The following is a 19,234-nucleotide window of genomic DNA, read 5'->3' as shown; positions in this document are numbered from 1 at the left end:
ATGAAAAGAATGTTAATTAACGCAACTCAGCAGGAGGAGTTGCGCGTTGCCCTGGTTGATGGACAACGTCTGTACGATCTGGATATTGAAAGTCCTGGACACGAACAGAAAAAAGCCAACATATACAAAGGTAAAATCACCCGCGTTGAACCCAGCCTTGAAGCTGCATTTGTCGATTATGGTGCAGAACGTCACGGTTTCCTCCCTCTGAAAGAAATTTCCCGCGAATACTTCCCCGCCAATTACAACGCACATGGTCGTCCGAATATCAAAGATGTGCTGCGTGAAGGCCAGGAAGTTATCGTTCAAATTGATAAAGAGGAACGCGGTAATAAAGGTGCAGCACTCACCACCTTTATTTCCCTGGCCGGTAGCTATCTGGTATTGATGCCGAACAACCCACGTGCCGGTGGTATTTCACGCCGCATTGAGGGCGACGACCGTACCGAATTAAAAGAAGCACTTTCCGCACTGGAACTTCCAGACGGCATGGGATTGATCGTCCGCACTGCGGGCGTGGGTAAATCTGCCGAATCACTGCAGTGGGATCTCAGCTTCCGTATGAAGCACTGGGAAGCCATTAAGAAAGCCGCAGACAGCCGCCCAGCGCCTTTCCTGATCCATCAGGAAAGCAACGTTATCGTGCGCGCCTTCCGCGACTATCTGCGTCAGGATATCGGTGAAATCCTTATCGATAATCCAAAAGTACTGGAACTGGCCCGTCAGCACATTGCTGCACTGGGTCGTCCGGACTTCAGCAGCAAAATCAAACTCTACACCGGTGAAATCCCGCTGTTCAGCCACTACCAAATCGAATCGCAGATTGAATCCGCCTTCCAGCGTGAAGTGCGTCTGCCATCAGGCGGATCGATTGTTATCGATAGCACCGAAGCCCTGACGGCGATTGATATCAACTCCGCACGCGCTACCCGCGGCGGTGATATCGAAGAAACCGCGTACAACACCAACCTGGAAGCGGCCGATGAGATTGCTCGCCAATTGCGTCTGCGCGATCTCGGCGGCCTGATTGTTATCGACTTCATCGACATGACGCCAGTGCGCCACCAGCGCGCGGTGGAAAATCGTCTGCGTGAGGCGGTACGTCAGGATCGTGCGCGTATTCAGATCAGCCACATTTCACGCTTCGGCTTGCTGGAGATGTCGCGTCAGCGTCTGAGCCCGTCACTGGGTGAATCCAGCCATCACGTCTGCCCACGCTGCAGCGGAACCGGCACCATCCGTGATAACGAATCGCTGTCGCTGTCTATTCTGCGTCTGATTGAAGAAGAAGCGCTGAAAGACAACACCAAAGAAGTGCATGCCATTGTTCCGGTTCAGGTCGCCTCTTACCTGCTGAACGAAAAGCGTGATGCCGTTAGCGCCATCGAAAAACGCCAGGGCGGTGTGCGTGCCATCATCGTGCCAAACGATCAGATGGAAACGCCACACTACTCGGTACTGCGTGTTCGTACTGGCGAAGAGACGCAAACGCTGAGCTATCACTTACCGAAACTGCACGAAGCAGAAATGGCGCTGCCTTCTGAAGAAGAGCACGCTGAGCGTCGTCGTCCGGAGCAGCCAGCACTGGCCGCCTTCGCGATGCCTGATGCGCCGCCTGCGCCGGTTGAAGTGGTGAAAGAGTCTCAGCCAGCAGCAGAAGTGAAAACCAAACCAGCAGTTGCTGCGCCTGCAGTAACCAACACTGGTTTCGTGGCTCGCCTGCTGAGTGGCTTGAAGAAACTGTTTGCCGGTGATGCGCCCGCTGCGGCGCCTGCTGAAACTAAGCAGGAAACCCCAGCCGTTGTTGCCGCTGAATCTGAAAACACCCAGCAGCGTGGCGAACGTCGTAACAATAACAACCGTCGCAACAACCGTCGTGAACGTACGCCGCGTAATGGCGAGAACGGTCAGGTGCGCGAAGGTCGTGAACCGCGCGAGCCGCGTGAAGCACGTGAGCCACGTGAAGCCCGCGAACCGCGTGATAATCAGGACAACCGTCGTAACAAGCGTCAGAACGAGCCGCGTGAAGCGCGTCCAGTGCTGAGCGATGAAGCGCTTGAACAACGTGATGAGCAGCAGCAACAGCGCCGCGAACAGCGTGCCGATCGCCAGCGTCGTCGTCAGGAAGAAAAACGTGCTCAGCAGCAGGATCAGAAAGCCGCTGAACCGGTTGTTCAGGCGCCTGCGGTTGACGAAAACGTTGAGCACGAAGAAGAACGCGTTCAGGTCATGCCGCGTCGTAAGCAGCGTCAGCTGTCACAGCGCGTGCGTGTTGGCGAAACGCCTGACATCACTGTCGAAGCGCCGGTGGTTCATGATGCTGCCGTTGAAACTGCGCCGCGTGCTCAGTACAAAGAGCATCCTGAAGCCAGCAATGACGAGCAAGATGATAGCGATAACCGTGATAGCGCCAATATGCCGCGCCGTTCACGTCGTTCACCGCGTCATCTGCGCGTAAGCGGTCAGCGTCGTCGTCGCTATCGTGACGAGCGTTACCCAACGCAGTCTGCAATGCCGCTGGAATCTGCTGCTGCTTCACCAGAAATGGCGTCAGGCAAAGTGTGGATCTCTTACCCGGTTGCGCAAGCGCAGGAAGAGTACAGCACGCAAGATGCGATGCATGAAGTGTCGGATTACGGTTACCAGCAAACACCGGATGCCGAGACTCAACCCGCTGACGCTGTTGAACCGGCCGTTGAGCAGGTTGCCGCTGAAGAAGCCGTACATCAGGTTGAACCGCAGGCGCACACCGATGTGCCCGTGGTGAATACGGATGACGTCACGCCGATTGCCGTACCCGTTAACGAAGAGCCATCAGTGATCTCTGCTGCTGACGAACAGGTTGCCCAGGAAACCGCGGCTGAAGCGGAACCGGCTGCCGTGGCTGAAGAAGCGAAGCCTGAAGTAAGCGAAGTGGCTGCAGTTGTTGAACAGGCGCCGATCGATGTATCGCCAGCCGTTGAAGCTCAGGTTGAAGACGTGCTGGCTGCGCCAGTCGCCGCTGAAGCCGAAGTCACGCCAGTCACTGAACCTCATGCGCCGGTTGCGGCACGTGATACCGCAGTAACCACGGTTGAGACGCGCTTCAAGCATCACGCTACCGCACCGATGACCAAAGCACCGGCACCGGCGTGGGAACCTGAACCGGTTCGCAACAGCGACTGGGTACGTCCAGCCTTTGGCTTCGAGGGCCGCGGCTCAGCCGGTGGTCACAGCGCGACGCATCAGGCAACCGCACCGGCAACCCGTCCGGAAAGCGCGTAACCTCTAGCAAGTCAGTCAACATCAAACCCCGGCCAGTCCGGGGTTTTTTATTGCCTGCAGGCGGCATTTATGGCGACCTGAATAACAGGCAAAAAAAATCCCACAGCCCCGAAAGGCGGTGGGAGAAACTAAGCGCACCCGGTTAAAGTACGCTCAAAGGTTCAGGTCAATTACGAATTAAGCTGGAACAGTGACAGCTTCGACATATCGGTGAAGGTCTTATACGAAGCTTGCAAGGCGGTTTGTTGCATGGTGTAGCTTGAAATGGCTTGGGTGTAATCAACCTGCACCAGATCCGTCATTTGCGATGCCATAATGGTGTCACGGTCATCACCCTGAGCGTCCAGCGTATCGAGTTCAGCCAGCTGTGAACCCACGGCTGAACGCACTGCCAGCACGTTGTTCAATGAGTTGCTTAAGCCACGGTTGGTTTTATCCATTGCATCCTGGAAAACCTGCTTGGTTGCGTCATCAGCATCATCCTGCGGCGTTTTTAACGCTGCAATTGCGCTATCGAGCATGTTAAACAGATTGGTCTCGCTGGCACTGCCGTCCGGCTCGGCTTTCGCGTTGCTGGTTATCGACATAAACACTGACGATCCTGTGCTACTCACCGCCATCGTGCGACCATCATCGACTTTCTGCGTAATGGCATCCGCGCCACCTACATAAGTGACACCGGCCGGCGCACCGGCATCGCTGAAAGGTGCGACATCGGTTTGATAGCCCGCAAAAATGTATCGTCCGTTACCATCACGGCTATTGGCCTGGTTAAGTAATTGCGAGCGAATGCCTTCTAATTTGGTGGCAATGGAAGCACGGTCATCGTCGCTCAGCGTACCGGTAGAACCATACACAATCATGGTTTGCGCATCCTGGATGCTGCTGGTTACGCTGGAGAGTGCGTTCTCTTCCATCGACAAGCTCTGATCGGCAAAGCTGCGTGCCGTGGCATATTGGGTACTTTTCGCCTGCGATTGCGAAAGCACGACGGCACGTGAGGCGGCGATAGGATCATCTGAAGGATTGCTGACGCGCAGTCCGCTAGAGAGTTGCTCACCCACTTTTAACCAGGAGGCTTGCGAATCGGTGATCCCGCGCACCTGCTGGTTGAAAATCATATTGGTACTAAGACGCATGGTTTTTATCCTCTATGCTTAGCCGCGGATGCCCATCAGCGCATTAAAAATGGTACTCGCTGTTTGCAGCACTTGCGCGTTCGCCATATAGAACTGCTGATACTTAGTCAGATTCGAATACTCTTCATCAAGGTTGACCCCGGATACTGACTGCTGGCGATCGCTGAGCTGTGTCACCACGTTCTCCTGGGTGGTGCTGGCGGTTTTTAATGTACTGGTTTTATTACCGACGGTGCTGACAATGCTGGCGTAAGCCTGGGCGATGGTCGCATTACCATTCACCAGCTTGCTATCCTGCAGATCCAACAATTTCTGCGCGTTACGGTTATCGCTTTCACCGCTGGTTGCGCTGGATGCCGCAGCAATTTGCGACTCATCGGTGATCGCGACCGACATGCCCGCAATGACGTTCTGGACCGGTTTGACCAGGAAACTGTCTTTCGCGTTAGGCGCGGGTGAGGTGCTCACCGTCAGTTTCAGGCCATCAAAGTTGAGGGTGCCGTCGGTCGCATCTGGCGTAACGCTAAACTTCACGTTGTCAGACATGCGGGTCACCGACCAGTTGCTGCCATCATAACTTACGGTGTAGTTAGAGGCTTTCATCGCGCTGGTGTCTGACCAGGCCGCCGTAACGGTAGCCGCTGAAGTATTTTTGCTGTTACCCACCACGGTTGGCGAACCGATATTAAAGAAGTTGCCACCCTGGTCGCCGTTGCTGTCATAACCTTCGCTGTGCACGGTATTAAAGCTGGTGGTGAACGCTGCCGCTAACTGGCCGAGCTGATTTTGCGCGGTATCCAGATCCTGGGTGCGGAACGCCAGCAAACCGCCGAGTGAACCGGTGGTTAGCGTCTTCTCAGGGATCTCAACGTTACCCGCCTGCTTATCGACATAACCGACAGTGGTACGTGTTGAATCGCTGCTGGACGGCATCGCCACTAAGCTGGTGGAGTTTTTACCATTCACCAACGTCACACTGCCCATCGAGACAATATAGCTGCCGTCCTGCTGGGATACGTTCACGCCCACCACATTGTTCAGGCTATTCACCAACTGATCGCGCTGATCCAGCAAATTGTTCGGCGCCGCGCCACCGCCGGTGGTCAGCTTGGCGATCTGGCTGTTCAGGTCGGCAATCTGGCTGGTGAAGGTGTTGATCTGATCGACGTTCGAGGCAATATCCGTGTTAACGCTATTCTGCATATTGTTGAGATACTGCGCGGTGGTCTGGAATTGGTTCACTAGGCCTTGGGCGTAGCTCAGCATTGACTGACGCGCCGACGGGTCGTTGGCGTTACTCACCACGTTCTGCACGTTGGTGAAGAAGCTTTGGATTGAGGTCGACAAGCTGGTGGTCGACGTCGACAGCAGATCGTCAATGTTGGAAATTTGGTTGTATTGCGTGTTCACTGCGCTGTAGTTGGCGCTGGAGCCACGCAATTGCGCAGTAATGAACTCATCGTATTCACGCTGTACGCCTGAAAGCGTCACACCGTTGCCGTAATAGCTGTTGCCCTGCAAGGTGCTGTTCGACTGCGACAAAATCGCCGTCTGACGCGAATAGCCCGCTACCGTGTAATTACTGATGTTGTTACTGGTGGTGCTTAATGCAGCCTGTGCGGCGCTCAGCCCACTCATCGCTGAGTTAATTATGCTGGACATCTCGGTTCCTTAATTTCCCGTTAACCGGGCTGGCAGTCATCAGTGCGATTGCGCGGACGAGGACGCCCGCGGCATGTGATTGTTATCGGCGTGCTTAAGTGAAACTTGAGAGCAAAAATCAGAACAAATCGGTGATGTCGTTGCTGTACGCCTTCACCACTTTTTCGCCCATGTTTTTGAATTGCTGGATCATTCCCACCAGTTTCTGCGCATACTTTGGATCGGTAGCGTAACCGGCGGCCTGCAAGGCACGCGCGCCCTGCTCGGCACTCGGTGCGTTGGCAACGGCGGCATAACGAGGATTATTGGACAGCAGTTTGACGTAATCGCTGAGCGCTTCCATATAGGAACCATACACACGGAAACTGGCGCGCACTTTCTTCGCTGCCCCGCCTTCGTATTCGGTGGTCATGATATCGGTGGTTTCGCCCTTCCAGTCGCCGCTCGCCTTAATGCCAAACACGTTGTAACTCGGCTTGCCGTCGCGCGTCAGAATCTGTCGCTGGCCCCAGCCGGATTCCAGTGCGGCCTGCGCCAGAATCAGGTGATGCGGAATACCGCTCTGCTGGCTGGCGACCTGCGCCGGCTGCGCCAGCTGCGCGATAAAGTCGTTGCTGTCGCTCGGCAAACTGCTGGGCGAGACCGGCAAACGCGGCACCGCCTTACGCACCATCTGCTCCAGCTGATTCGACGGCAGGTTGCTATAGATGAAGCTGTTATCCAGCTTCATCGGCACCGTACCGGCGGTTTCGTCCGGCTCCTGAGCGGGCTGCATCTGCTTAACGATGATATCGGCCATGCCGAGACCACGTTTGCCTATGTCCTGTGCAATCTGCTGATCGTACATCGAGGTGAAAAGCCGCGTCTGATCGTTGCTCAGCAGGCCATCCTGCGGCAGCGCTGCACGCATGCTTTTCATCATCATCTGCACGAACATCCCTTCCACCTGTTTGGCCACCTGCATCGCCTTCCCTTTCGGGTCGGCGGCGGCTTCGCGTTTCAGGTCGTTCAGCGAGCGGCTGTCGTACGCCGCATTCACCAGCGATTGCGTATCGTTCATCAGATAATTTCCAGTTTGGCGCGCAAGCAGCCTGCGCTTTCCATCGATTGCAAAATCGACATCAGCTCAATCGGTGACGCACCCAGCGCATTCAGCGCACGCACCACGTTATTGAGGTTGGCGCTGGCGTTAACCCGTTGCAGCGCGCCGCCACTCTGACGCAGATCGATCTGGGTATTGTTGGTGGTCACAGTCTGCCCACCCGCCAACGGCGTATCCGGCTGACTGACGTTCTGCTGCTGATTGACGGTAACCGACAGATTGCCCTGCGCCACCGCACAGGTGTTCAGCGTCACTTCGCGGTTCATCACCACCGAACCGGTACGTGAGTTGATAATCACCTTGGCATCTTCGAGCGGCACCGCAACATCAAGGTTCTGAATTTCGGCCAGCAGACGCACCTGAGAACTGTTATTAGGCGAGACGCGAATCTGCACGGTACGGGCATCCAGCGGCTGCGCCGAACCAATCCCACGGCTGTTGATGGCGTCGGCAATGCGCTGCGCCATGCTGAAGTCTTCGTTATTCAGCTGCAGGTTAATGGTGTTCTGGCTACCAAAGTTGCTCTGCAGTTCACGCTCTACCGTGGCACCGCCGGTAATGCGGCCACCGTTCAGCTGGTTAACCTGCACGCTGCTGCCACCGGCAGAAGCGCCGGCACCGCCGACCAGAATGTTACCCTGCGCCAGCGCATAAACCTGGTTATCGACGCCTTTCATCGGCGTCATCAGCAGCGTACCGCCGCGCAAACTCTTGGCGTTACCCAGCGAAGAAACCACCACATCAACGGTTTGCCCCTGACGCGCAAAGGTTGGCAGCTTAGCGGTCACCATCACGGCCGCCACGTTTTTCAGCTGCATATTGGTGCCAGCCGGCACAGTAATGCCGAGCTGGGAGAGCATATTGCTCACGGTTTGGGTGGTGAACGGCGTTTGCGTGGTCTGGTCACCGGTACCATCAAGGCCCACCACCAAACCGTAACCGATCAGCTGGTTGTCGCGCACGCCCTGCACGGAGGTTAGATCGCGGATGCGGTCAGCATGCGCCAGTAAGCTGAAACCGAGCAGCATGCCAAGGCTCAGGCGGAGCAGAGTCGTCATATTCATTGTTACTACCTCTTACATCGGCGAGACGTTCAGGAAGAAACGCTGGAACCAGCCCATCGTCTGCGCTTCATTGATATAACCATTTCCGACGTACTCAATACGTGCATCGGCCACCTGCGTTGACAGCACCGCGTTGCTGGCGCTGATGGTGCGTGGGTTAACCACGCCCGAGAACCGGATAAATTCGGTGCCCTGGTTAATTTCGATCTGTTTCTCACCCACCACGCGCAGGTTGCCGTTCGACAACACCTGATTGACGGTGACGGTGATGGTGCCCGTAAAGGTGTTGTTGGCTGTCGCGCCACCTTTACCAGCGAAGTCATTTTTGCCATTGGCATCCAGCGTGGCTTTTTCGCCACCGGCACCCACCAGACCGCTCAGGCCGGTTGGTACACCCGTCACACCAAAACTGTTGCTGCCATCGCGGCTGGCATTGGCCGAAGAACTTTTGCTGGCGCTGACGTTTTCCTGCAAGGTGATCGTCAATGTATCGCCAATGTTGCGTGGACGACGATCCTCAAACAGCGGCTGATAGCCGTAGTTCAGCGGTGCGACGCCCTGAAAAATGGAACCGTTCACCACCGGCGGTGCGGATGGCGTCGGCTCTGCCGTAGTCGATCCCTGTACCAGTGGTGTGCGCGGAACCAGCGCACAACCGTTAAGCGTGAGTAGCAGCGTGGCTACCAACCAATGACCAGGCTTGAGAATCACTTGCTTCGCCACTTTTTGACCTTCTTCATGTTGCTTAATCAGGCCAGCAGAGCTGGCCCAACGACACCAGCATTACAGCTGGGTTAACTTCGCCAGCATCTGATCGGAGGTGCTGATCGCTTTACTGTTGATCTCGTAGGCACGCTGCGTCTGAATCATGGTGACCAGCTCTTCCGCCACGTTGACGTTCGAGGTTTCGACATAACCCTGATACAGCAGACCCGCGCCGTTCTGGCCTGGCGTACTCTGCGTCGCCGCACCGGATGCCTGTGTCTCCTGATAGAGGTTTTCACCCTGGCTGTTCAGACCCGCATCGTTCATAAAGGTGCTCAGCGTCAGCTGACCGACCTGCGCCGGGTTGGTCTGGCCCTGCTGCGTTACGCTCACCACGCCATCGCGCGAGATCGTGATGCTGGTGGCGTTGGCCGGAATAGTGATGCCTGGCTGTACCGGATAGCCGGCGTTAGTCACCAGCTGACCGTTCTGGTCAACCTGGAATGAACCATCACGGGTATACGCCGAGGTGCCGTCCGGCATCTGCACTTCGAAATAACCCTGGCCGTTAATCGCCACGTCTTTCGAGTTGCTGGTCTGCGACAGGTTACCCTGCTGATGCAGACGTTCAGTGGTGACAGGACGCACACCGGTACCGATCTGCAAACCAGACGGCAGCGTGGTTTGCTCTGACGACTGGGTGCCCGGCTGACGCAGGGTTTGGTACATCAAATCTTCGAATACCGCGCGCGAACGTTTAAAGCCGTTGGTACTTACGTTCGCGAGGTTGTTGGAGATGACGTCCATGTTGGTTTGCTGAGCGTCAAGACCGGTTTTGGCGATCCATAAAGAACGAATCATGGTGTTTTCCTTACGCCTTAGCTGCTCATGTTGAGCAAGCTGTTAGCTTTTTGTTCGTTTTCATCGACGTTGGAGATCACTTTCATCTGCATCTCAAAACGTCGGGCGTTGGCGATCATATCGACCATGGTTTCCACCGGCTTGACGTTACTGCCCTCCAGCACGCCGGGCATCACCGTCATGGTGGCATCATTTGCCAGCGCAGCGCCGCGCGTCGCCTGGGTTTGCTGATTAGGACGGAACATGCCGTCATCACCGCGCTGCATCTCTTTACCGGTGGCGCGCACCAGCTTCAGACGACCAATCTGCACCGTGGCATTGGGTGCATCACCGGCGTTACGCGAGGTGATGGTCCCGTCTGCCGCGATGGTCAATTCAGCGCCTTGCGGGATGGCGATCGGACCCCCATCGCCCATTACGGGATTGCCCTGAATAGTCAAAATACCGGTCGCGCTGATCTGCATGTTGCCGTTGCGGGTATAAGCTTCGGTACCGTCAGCGGCACGCACCGCCAACCAGCCGTCCTGCGCAACGCCCACATCCAGCGTGCGGCCGGTGTTGTCCATCGAGCCCGGTGACATATCGGCGCCCGGCGTGGAAGCGGCAACCAGCGTACGCGTCGGCAGCGACCAGCCGCTGACCGGCACCGCGCGCAACGCGTTGAGCTGAGCACGAAAGCCCGGCGTTGAGGCGTTGGCGAGGTTGCTGGCCGTTACCGACTGCTGATCCAACGTCTGACTGGCCGCGCCCATGGCGGTATATATTGCGTGATCCATAAAGCAATCCCGTTAGCGAATTAACGTAAGTTAACCAGGGTGTTAAGAATCTGGTCCTGAGTTTTAATGGTCTGGCTGTTGGCCTGATAGTTACGCTGCGCAACGATCATGTTTACCAGCTCTTTGCTCATATCGACGTTGGACGCTTCCAGCGCACCTGAAGTCAGGTTGCCGTAAGTACCGGTGCCTGCCAGACCAGTGGCGGCCTGACCTGATGAGCTGGTGGCAGACCAGACGTTGTCACCTTCAGACTTCAGACCTTCCGGATTAGAGAAACTCGACAAGACAATTTGTCCCAGAAGTTGGGTTTTCTGGTTGGAGTAAGTGCCGGTAATGGTGCCGTCATCATTGATGGTGTAGCTGGTCAGATCGCCAGGCTGATAACCGTCTTGCGTTGGGTTACCAAAAGTGGTCGCACCGGTATTTTGCTGCAGGCTACCCAACATGCTCAGGCTGATGTTCATGCCATTCGCCCCGTTGGTGCCGTCCACAACCAGGTTTGCCAGGGAAGCGCTGGTGGTCGTGGTATCCGGAATCGCAGTGCCTGGATTGGCCGGATCGTCAATCATTTTTGATACGCCGGTCAGTTTACCGTTGGCATCAAACTTCATCTGGTAGCCCAGGTTGTCACCGCCCGCAGTATTACCAACTTCATTACCGGTGGTGGAGTCAACCATATGCACGGTCCAGGTGTTATCCGCCGTTTTGATGTAGTACATGTCTAACTGGTGATCGTTACCCTGCGTGTCGTACACCGTCATGGTGGTTTTCGCGTTGTAGCTATCAACGTTGGACTTATCAAACGGGGTGACGGTCGGGGTGGTGCTGGTGGAGTTCAGGTTGGCAACCTGGGTAGCAGTTGTTGTTGCACGTGCCCCCATCTGCGTGGTTGGAATACTCAGCGCCACTGGGTTGGCACCGGTCTGAATGGTTGGCGGTGTGCCGCTGGCCGGATAGCCGGTGACGTTCAGACCCTGGGTGTTCACCAGGTTACGGTTGGCATCCAGCGTGAACTGGCCGTTACGGGAATAGAACACGCCGCCGCTGGCGTCGGTCATGCGGAAGAAACCGTTGCCGCTCAGTGCCACATCCAGTCCACGACTGGTTGACGTTGTACTTCCATCACCAAAGTCCTGAATGACGGCGGCAACTTTGGTACCCAAACCCACGTTAGAGCCGGCAAACATATCGGCAAAAGCAATGGTGCTGGATTTAAAACCGGCTGTGGCGGAGTTGGCGATGTTGTTACCAATCACATCCAGATTGCTGGAGGCAGCATTGAGGCCGCTCACCGCTTGTGAAAAAGACATGTAATCTCTCCTGCTAAAAGGTTAATCAGAGAATCTGACGAATTTCATCGAGGGTTGCGGAGCCCATGGTGCCGAGATCCAGTTTTGTGGTGCCATCAGTGGTGCTGACGCCATTGACGTAGGCATAGTTCAGCGGCTGCGCCACCAGTTGCGTGCTGCCATTGCTGGCGGCCAGCGAAACAGAATATTTGCCATCCGCTGCGGTAGAACCGTCATCCAGCTTGCCGTCCCACGAGAAGGTGTGGACGCCAGAGCTCAGTTTGCCGAGGTCAATGGTGCGGACCGTGGCGCCGTTACTGTCTTTAATCGTGACACTGGTGGCCGTGGACGCTGTCGCCAGCTCAATGCCAAACGGCGTAGTCGTACCGCTGCCCACCAATACCTGCGAACCATTGACCATCACACCGTGACCAATCAGCGTTGAACTCTGCAGCGACTGGCTGGTAGTGATCTGGCCGGAGATAGATCCCAGCGTGGTATTCAGCTTTTCAATACCGCTCAGGGTGTTGATCTGTGCCAACTGCGTGGTGAGCTGGCTGTTATCCATAGGATTAGTGGGATCCTGGTTTTTCAGCTGCGCCACCAGCATGTTCAGGAACTGATTCTGCAGGTCGGCGGAAGAGTTACCGCTCGAAGCGCTACTGGAGGTCAGGACCGTTGGGTCCAGACTGTCTTTAATTCCTACTGCTACGCTCATATTCGTTCTCCGTTACTGACCGATAGTGAGAGTTTTCATCATCATTGACTTCACCGTGTTCAGCACTTCAACGTTGGCCTGGTAGCTGCGCGACGCGGACATGGTGTTGACGGTTTCGGACACCACATCAACGTTTGGCATCTTGACGTAGCCCTTCTGATCCGCCAGCGGATTGCCCGGGTCGTACACCAATTTTGCCGGGGTAGGATCGTTCACCACGCCAGCGACCTTCACGCCGCCGGTGGCTGCACCTTGTGCGGCGTCGGTCTGGAAAATCACCTGCTTCGCCACGTAAGGCTGGCCATCTGGGCCGGTCACGCTGTCGGCGTTGGCCAGGTTACTGGCACTGACGTTGAGGCGCTGTGATTGCGCTGTCATCGCAGAACCGGCGATATCAAAGATATTCAGCAATGCCATGCTTATTGCCCCTGCAGAACGCTCATCATGCCTTTGATCTGGCTACTGATGAGGGTGAGATCGGTTTGGTATTTCAGGCTGTTATCAGCAAACTGCGTACGTTCGCGATCCATATCCACGGTGTTGCCATCCGCGGCGGGTTGATCGGGAATGCGGTACAGCAGATCCAGTGACGGCTGAGAGTTGGTTTGCGCTTCAATGTGGCGTGAGGACGTCACATTCAGCGCCAGACTGCTGCCTTCGGCGCGACCGTTTTGCATCACCTTGCTCAGCTGGCTGGCAAAGTCGATATCCCGCGCCTGGTAGCCCGGGGTATCGGCGTTGGCAATGTTTGACGCCAGGATTTCCTGACGCTGAGCACGTAGGTTTAACGCTTCAGTACCAAATCGCAGCGCGGCATCGAGTTTGTCGAGCATGCTTCCTCCGCGAATGAGAATTTCGAGCTGACAGCTTAAGTGGACAAATGCAAGGGTGATCGTCTGAATAGCAGCAAAAATGACGGCTATTTTTGACATTGATTTTTTTGCGCGAGGCGTAGACTCAGTGCCATCTTCTCGTCAGGAGGCGTTATGCGGAGATATTCCACGTTGCTAGCCACACTTTTGCTGGCACTGGCGCTACCCAGTTCTGCTGCGGACCTTACCGCGCAGTTGACCCAATTTTTTAAAGCGCGCGACCCACAACATGCCGCCGGCATGACGGTGGTGGTGCGTACGCCACAGGCGCAGTGGCCAAACTGCGAAACCCCTGAACTGCAGCTGCCGGGCAATAGCCGTCAGTGGGGCAACATCAGCATCGCTGCTAACTGCGATCAAAATCGTCGTTTCCTGCAGGTTCAGGTGCAGGTCACCGGGCAATATCTGGTGGCGAGCCGTCAGGTGGCGCGCGGCAGTAATCTCAGCCCGACGGACGTGCGTCTGGCAACCGGACGCCTCGATGAACTGCCAGCACGCGCATTGATGGATAGCAGCGGCGTCATCGATGCGATCGCGCTACGCGATATCCCGCCAGGACAGCCGGTCACCGCCACCATGGTACGTCAGCCGTGGCGCGTAAAAGCCGGTCAAAATGTGATGGTAGTCGCCAGTGGAAACGGGTTTAATGCCAGCAGCGAAGGACGTGCGCTGAACAACGCCAGCGCGGCACAAATGGTGCGCGTAAGGATGGGAAATGGTCAGGTTGTCAGTGGTCGCGTCGACGCGGATGGGAATATTCTGATATCGCTATAAAGCGTTAAAGAACCCTGTTGTTCTGCCGATAGAGATATCAACAAAGACATTACCCTATGCTGACTCAGTTGGCTGACCCCCAACTGACCTTACAGGAGCCTTACCATGAGCATCGACAGAACGCAGCCTACGAATCCGGTTAGCACTGTTCAAACACGCGACAATAACGATAACAGCAGCAAAGTGCGTCAGAGCGCGACGCCAGCAGCCAGCACCACCAGCGAAAGCGGTGCGGAAGTGAAGTTGAGTACCGCGCAGGCGCAACTGATGCAGCCTGGCAGCAAAGATATTAATACAGCGCGCGTTGAGCAGCTGAAGACGGCCATTCGTAATGGCGAATTGAAAATGGATACCGGTAAGATCGCCGACGCGCTGATCGCCGATACCAAGGCGTATTTAGAGGGTAACTAATCCCAATGGACCATCTGCTGATCACCTTAGACAAAATGCAGGACGTGCTGACATCCCTTGCGGTGGTAATGGATGAAGAACAACAGCAACTTTCTGCCGGCCAGATCAATGGCAACCTGCTGCAGCGTATTTCTGAAGATAAAAGCGCGCTGCTGACGACGTTGAATTATCTGGACGAGATGCGCCGCACCACCGAGAAAACGCTCGGCACGCAGGCGCCCTATGGTGATCACAGCGATCGCGAAAGCCGCTGGATGCGTATTCAGCAGCACACGCGCCGCTTGCGCGATGCCAATACGCATAACGGGATTTTGTTGCAGCATCAAATTGGCTACACCAATGAAGCATTGGCCGTGTTGCGACCCCACCAAACCCAGGCGTTTTATGGCCCGGATGGTTTGGGTAAAGGTCAGGCGACGCTGAGTCGTAAAGGGTAGAAAAAAGTGGGTTTGAAGAGGCTGCTATCTTTTGGGATGGCGGCCTTTTTGTTGTGTGCGGGACCTACAGCATCTGCCGCTGCCGGGCGGTCCTCGCGCCGCTTACGCGGTACCTTCAGCTTCAACGTTGTGCCGACGGACCGTTCGGGATCGGGCTTCCTGCCCGGCCCGAACTGAGCCCCGCATCCATGCGGGTCTCTCCTGGCCCACCGTTTACGCTTCAGCGCTGCGGATTGCCCTTACGCAGCGGCAGACGCTGCATGTCCATTAAGAGAGTGCGGCCTTTAAACCAGCGTGCGGCGCGCGAAGTCGCGCGGGCGGAAGCCGAGCAGACCAAGCATCACAAAGTATGCGCCGCCGCCAATGGCGCAGACCGCCGCCAGACGAATCAAGCGCCACCACATCTGCCCCTCTTCCCATGCCGGCATCACCTGCAGAATGCCAAATAGCGCTGCGGCCATTACCACTACGGCAATCAGCAAACGGGTCAGGAAACTGAACCAGCCGGGCTGCGGCTGGAAGATATCCTGCTTACGCAGTTGCCAGTACAGCAGCGCCGCATTCAGGCAAGCGGCCAGACCGATCGACAGCGACAAACCGGCATGTTTGAGCGGGCCGATAAACGCCAGGTTCATCAGCTGCGTCACAATCAGCGTCACGATGGCAATTTTCACCGGAGTTTTGATGTCCTGACGAGAATAGAAGCCGGGTGCGAGCACTTTCACCACGATCAGCCCCATCAAACCCACTGAATAGGCAATCAGTGCGCGCTGCGTCATCAGGGCATCAAACGCGGTGAACTTGCCGTACTGGAACAGCGCGACCGTCAGCGGCCCGGACAAAATGCCCAACGCCACCGCGCTCGGCAGCGCCAGCAGGAAGCAGAGGCGCAGGCCCCAATCCATCAACCGTGAATACTCTTCCTGATTACCGCTGGCAAAACTCTTCGCCAGCGAGGGCAGCAAAATGGTGCCCAGCGCCACGCCCAGCACGCCGGAAGGAAACTCCATCAGGCGATCGGCGTAGTACATCCACGAAACCGAACCTGAGACCAGAAAGGAGGCGAATATGGTGTTGATGATCAGTGAAATCTGGCTCACCGAAACGCCGAGGATCGCCGGCCCCATTTGACGCATTACGCGCCATACGCCCGCATCGCGCAGATTCAGGCGCGGCAAAACCAGCATGCCAATCTTTTTCAGGTGCGGCAGCTGATAAAACAGCTGCAACACGCCGCCGACCACCACGGCCCACGCCAGCGCCATCACCGGCGGATTAAAATGCGGCGCAGCGAAGACAGCAAAACCAATCATGCTGATGTTCAGCAGCGTCGGCGCAAACGCCGGCACGGAAAAACGGTTCCAGGTATTGAGGATCGCGCCCGCCAGCGAGGCCAGCGAGATCAGCAGAATATAGGGAAAGGTGACGCGCAGCAGTGCGCTGGTTAAGGCAAATTTATCGGCGGTATCGGCAAAGCCTGGCGCCGTCACCACAATCACCCAGGGCGCAGCGATCATCCCTAACACGGTTACCACCGCCAGCACTAGCGTCAGTAATCCGGAGACGTAAGCGACAAACACGCGCGTGGCATCTTCGCCCTGCTTGCTTTTATATTCCGCCAGAATCGGCACAAACGCCTGAGAAAACGCGCCTTCAGCGAAGATACGGCGCAGCAGGTTCGGCAGTTTGAAGGCAACAAAGAAGGCATCGGTTGCCATTCCGGCGCCGAAAACGCGCGCCACAATGGCATCGCGGGCAAAGCCCAGTACGCGGGAAAACAAGGTCATCGAACTGACCGCAGCCAGCGATTTCAACAAATTCATATTGAGTGGCGCATCCTGAAAAGTGTCGGAGAAATGAGCGACTTAGCGCGGACATCCCGTGATGTCCGGCGATAGTCTACTGCCACGGCGGGAAATGACCAGCATTGAGTGTTACAAGTAATTATTCACGTTCGGCATCGCGCCACAATTTTTCCACCAGACGCTGCGCCGCCAGCGCCTGTTCGCCACTGGTTTCAGGCATCGTCTGATTTTCAACGCACTGTATGAAATGGTGCGCTGCGCCGCTGAAACCGCGCTGAGTAAGGTGGCTTTGCCACGCGGGCGGCACATCACGCACCATGCCGCCGCGGTTTTCCTGCTGCCAGTCGCGCATCTCGTTAATTTCGATGTAATCACCGTCGCAGGTGGCGCTGACGACTTCGCGTTGCGTCCCGGCGCGACGATGCATGCTGGTGGTGATTTGCAGCGATCCGGCGGAGAAATGGTGTTCGGCGTACAGCATCGCGCCATCATCATTGGTCTCGATATGCCCTAACTCGCGCGTCAGGCTGCCGCCCGCCAGCCACAGCGCGGTGTCCACCACGTGCAGATAATCGTCCAGCAGGGTAAAACGCAAATCCTGTGGACCCACGCTATCCGCGCGGTGCTTTTCAATGCGCAGCGAGGCGGCGCGTGGCATGTCACTTTTCAACTGCTGATAACGCGGCGCAAAGCGGCGGTTAAATGCCACCATCAGCTTGCGCTTCTGCTTGTCCGCCAGCGCCACCAGCGCTTCGGCCTGTTGCAGCGTTTCGGCTAACGGTTTATCGACGCACACATCTTTGCCCGCCAGCAACAGCGCTTTAACCACTTCGTAATGGCTGGCGGTGCTGCTGTGAACAAACACCGCATCACTGGCGGCAGCCAGCGCATCCAGTTGACCAAAATAAGGTATGCGATAGCTATCGCAGATCGGTTGCGCCTTTGCCTGATTGGGCGAAAACGCACCCGCTAATTGCCAGCCGCTGGCTTGCGATAACACCGGCAGCCACGCTTTCTGCGCGATACCGCCCAATCCTACAATGCCAATACGCAGCGTCATATTAGTGCTCCTTTTGCAGCAGCTGTTGCAGTTGCGACTGCAACTCAGCAACCGTTTCTTCAAGTTGCGCGACACGCGCGGTTAAATCGCCGTTGTCACTGACGCTTTCTGCGCTGGCCGCGTCTTCCTCTACTTCGCCACCAAAAAGATGCATATAGCGGCTTTCACGTTTGCCCGGTTCGCGCGCCAGTCGCACCACCATTGGGCCATCCTCGCGCGTGCTTAAACCGATAAGCGTCTGCTCGACTTCATTCATATCGCTGAATTCATGCAGACGACCGCTGCGGGTGCGCAGTTCGCCCGGCGTCTGTGCACCGCGCAGGAACAGCAGCGTCAGCACGGCGACTTCAGCGCTATTCAACTGCAGATTGCCGAAAGCGGAATTGCAGAAGCGCTGTTCATACTTGCTGACGCGTTGACCGAAGCCGTTATTGGCGGTCACCAGATGCTTTTTCACCAGCTCATCAAGCTGCGCTTGCACCTCCATCTCACTGAGATTGAGCACCGGTTCGCGGTTAGATTTCTGATTACAGGCGGTGACAACGCCATTAAGGGAGAGCGGATATTGATCCGGCGTGGTGACCTGCTTCTCCAGCAGGCATCCAATCACGCGCAATGCCTGCGCGGATAAGGCCATTTTCATTGAGGTGATCCTTTATTATTGTCCACGACGATCCGGGGTCCACTCCCGGCAGGTCAACGCGGTGAGTACATGATCCTGCCAGCGCCCATCGATCAACAAGTAATCTTTGGCGTAACCCTCTTTTTCAAATCCAAGACGCGCCAGCAGATCGCCACTGCGCTGATTGTGCGGCATATAATTAGCCATAATGCGGTGAATACGTTGCTGGCGTTGCATATAGCGAAGGGTGGTAGTGAGCGCTTCAAACATCAGTCCCTGACCTTGCCACTTCTCGCCCAGTGAATAGCCGAGATAGCAGGCGTGAAACGATCCGCGCAGCACGTTGCTGTAATTCGCCACACCACGCACTTCGGTCTCTTCCGGGTCCATCAGCACAAAATAGTAGGCTGAGCCCTGTTTATGCATGTCGGCGATCAGTCCGAGGCGCGCTTGCCAGCCCGAAGGATAACAATGGCTCTCGTCGCGCACCGGTTCCCACGGCTTGAGAAACGCACGATTTTCAGCGTAATAATCCGCTAATCGCCAGGCATCGCGTTCGTGTACTAAACGCACCACTAAGCGATCGGTAGTGAGGCGCACGCGTGGGCCAGCAGAACGATAGCCAAACATCATGACTCCTGAAATCCATAACTTAAGAAAGATGTACGCCAGC

General features: G+C 56.2%; 19 protein-coding genes. 4 read left to right on the top strand and 15 right to left on the bottom strand.

Going from position 1 to position 19,234, the window contains the following annotated elements; translation table 11 throughout:
* Positions 1-3,264, top strand: coding sequence for a ribonuclease E (gene rne, locus ACYAC5_RS07830; protein ID WP_192413666.1), 3,264 nt, complete (start codon positions 1-3; stop codon positions 3,262-3,264).
* 170 nt (positions 3,265-3,434) lie between these two features.
* On the opposite strand, the gene flgL is transcribed toward rne, so the two are convergent.
* From flgL to flgB, 11 genes are all read right to left on the bottom strand, one after another.
* On the bottom strand, positions 3,435-4,403 hold the full coding sequence (gene flgL, locus ACYAC5_RS07825) for a flagellar hook-associated protein FlgL (protein WP_137385556.1): 969 nt from the start codon (positions 4,401-4,403) through the stop codon (positions 3,435-3,437).
* 18 nt (positions 4,404-4,421) lie between these two features.
* Positions 4,422-6,065 carry a flagellar hook-associated protein FlgK gene (flgK, locus tag ACYAC5_RS07820; RefSeq protein ID WP_110865920.1) on the bottom strand — a complete coding sequence of 548 codons (1,644 nt, stop codon included), beginning with the start codon at positions 6,063-6,065 and terminating at the stop codon, positions 4,422-4,424.
* A 118-nt stretch (positions 6,066-6,183) separates the two neighbouring features.
* Positions 6,184-7,125, bottom strand: a complete 942-nt coding sequence (gene flgJ / locus ACYAC5_RS07815) for a flagellar assembly peptidoglycan hydrolase FlgJ (protein WP_192413667.1) — start codon at positions 7,123-7,125, stop codon at positions 6,184-6,186.
* Positions 7,125-8,231 carry a flagellar basal body P-ring protein FlgI gene (locus ACYAC5_RS07810; protein ID WP_101760846.1) on the bottom strand — a complete coding sequence of 369 codons (1,107 nt, stop codon included), beginning with the start codon at positions 8,229-8,231 and terminating at the stop codon, positions 7,125-7,127. The genes flgJ and ACYAC5_RS07810 overlap by 1 nt, the downstream gene beginning before the upstream one ends.
* A 12-nt stretch (positions 8,232-8,243) precedes the next feature.
* Positions 8,244-8,954, bottom strand: a complete 711-nt coding sequence (locus ACYAC5_RS07805; RefSeq protein ID WP_097094260.1) for a flagellar basal body L-ring protein FlgH — start codon at positions 8,952-8,954, stop codon at positions 8,244-8,246.
* A gap of 60 nt (positions 8,955-9,014) precedes the next feature.
* Entirely contained in the window at positions 9,015-9,797 is a 783-nt protein-coding gene (gene flgG / locus ACYAC5_RS07800) for a flagellar basal-body rod protein FlgG (RefSeq protein ID WP_007885801.1), read from the bottom strand.
* A 17-nt stretch (positions 9,798-9,814) separates the two neighbouring features.
* Positions 9,815-10,573, bottom strand: coding sequence for a flagellar basal body rod protein FlgF (locus ACYAC5_RS07795; protein ID WP_101760847.1), 759 nt, complete (start codon positions 10,571-10,573; stop codon positions 9,815-9,817).
* Between the two features lie 20 nt (positions 10,574-10,593).
* Positions 10,594-11,883, bottom strand: a complete 1,290-nt coding sequence (flgE, locus tag ACYAC5_RS07790; RefSeq protein ID WP_217546982.1) for a flagellar hook protein FlgE — start codon at positions 11,881-11,883, stop codon at positions 10,594-10,596.
* Between the two features lie 25 nt (positions 11,884-11,908).
* Positions 11,909-12,580, bottom strand: coding sequence for a flagellar hook assembly protein FlgD (gene flgD / locus ACYAC5_RS07785; protein WP_110865917.1), 672 nt, complete (start codon positions 12,578-12,580; stop codon positions 11,909-11,911).
* A gap of 12 nt (positions 12,581-12,592) precedes the next feature.
* Positions 12,593-12,997 carry a flagellar basal body rod protein FlgC gene (gene flgC, locus ACYAC5_RS07780; protein ID WP_064740862.1) on the bottom strand — a complete coding sequence of 135 codons (405 nt, stop codon included), beginning with the start codon at positions 12,995-12,997 and terminating at the stop codon, positions 12,593-12,595.
* A 2-nt stretch (positions 12,998-12,999) separates the two neighbouring features.
* A complete protein-coding gene (gene flgB / locus ACYAC5_RS07775) occupies positions 13,000-13,413 on the bottom strand; it encodes a flagellar basal body rod protein FlgB (RefSeq protein WP_008103091.1) in 414 nt (137 codons plus the stop codon).
* 153 nt (positions 13,414-13,566) lie between these two features.
* Between flgB and flgA the strand changes: the two genes are divergently transcribed.
* The 3 genes from flgA to flgN all read left to right on the top strand — a co-directional run bounded on the left by flgA (position 13,567) and on the right by flgN (position 15,074).
* The gene (gene flgA, locus ACYAC5_RS07770; RefSeq protein ID WP_101760850.1) at positions 13,567-14,226 is read left to right on the top strand and encodes a flagellar basal body P-ring formation chaperone FlgA; all 660 of its coding nucleotides are present in this window, start codon (positions 13,567-13,569) and stop codon (positions 14,224-14,226) included.
* Between the two features lie 105 nt (positions 14,227-14,331).
* Complete coding sequence (gene flgM, locus ACYAC5_RS07765) at positions 14,332-14,637, top strand: flagellar biosynthesis anti-sigma factor FlgM (protein WP_101760851.1); 306 nt, start codon at positions 14,332-14,334, stop codon at positions 14,635-14,637.
* A 5-nt stretch (positions 14,638-14,642) separates the two neighbouring features.
* Positions 14,643-15,074, top strand: coding sequence for a flagellar export chaperone FlgN (gene flgN / locus ACYAC5_RS07760; RefSeq protein ID WP_101760852.1), 432 nt, complete (start codon positions 14,643-14,645; stop codon positions 15,072-15,074).
* A gap of 284 nt (positions 15,075-15,358) precedes the next feature.
* On the opposite strand, the gene murJ is transcribed toward flgN, so the two are convergent.
* The 4 genes from murJ to rimJ form a co-directional block, all read right to left on the bottom strand.
* Positions 15,359-16,897 carry a murein biosynthesis integral membrane protein MurJ gene (gene murJ / locus ACYAC5_RS07755; RefSeq protein WP_101760853.1) on the bottom strand — a complete coding sequence of 513 codons (1,539 nt, stop codon included), beginning with the start codon at positions 16,895-16,897 and terminating at the stop codon, positions 15,359-15,361.
* A 121-nt stretch (positions 16,898-17,018) separates the two neighbouring features.
* Complete coding sequence (locus ACYAC5_RS07750; RefSeq protein WP_192413669.1) at positions 17,019-17,939, bottom strand: Gfo/Idh/MocA family protein; 921 nt, start codon at positions 17,937-17,939, stop codon at positions 17,019-17,021.
* Between the two features lies 1 nt (position 17,940).
* Complete coding sequence (locus ACYAC5_RS07745) at positions 17,941-18,582, bottom strand: DUF480 domain-containing protein (protein WP_101760855.1); 642 nt, start codon at positions 18,580-18,582, stop codon at positions 17,941-17,943.
* 15 nt (positions 18,583-18,597) lie between these two features.
* Complete coding sequence (rimJ, locus tag ACYAC5_RS07740) at positions 18,598-19,191, bottom strand: ribosomal protein S5-alanine N-acetyltransferase (protein WP_101760856.1); 594 nt, start codon at positions 19,189-19,191, stop codon at positions 18,598-18,600.
* Between the last annotated feature and the right edge of the window lie 43 nt (positions 19,192-19,234).

It is taken from the genome of Pantoea sp. y20 (assembly GCF_054903455.1).
This window is presented reverse-complemented; position numbering and strand designations above follow the sequence as displayed.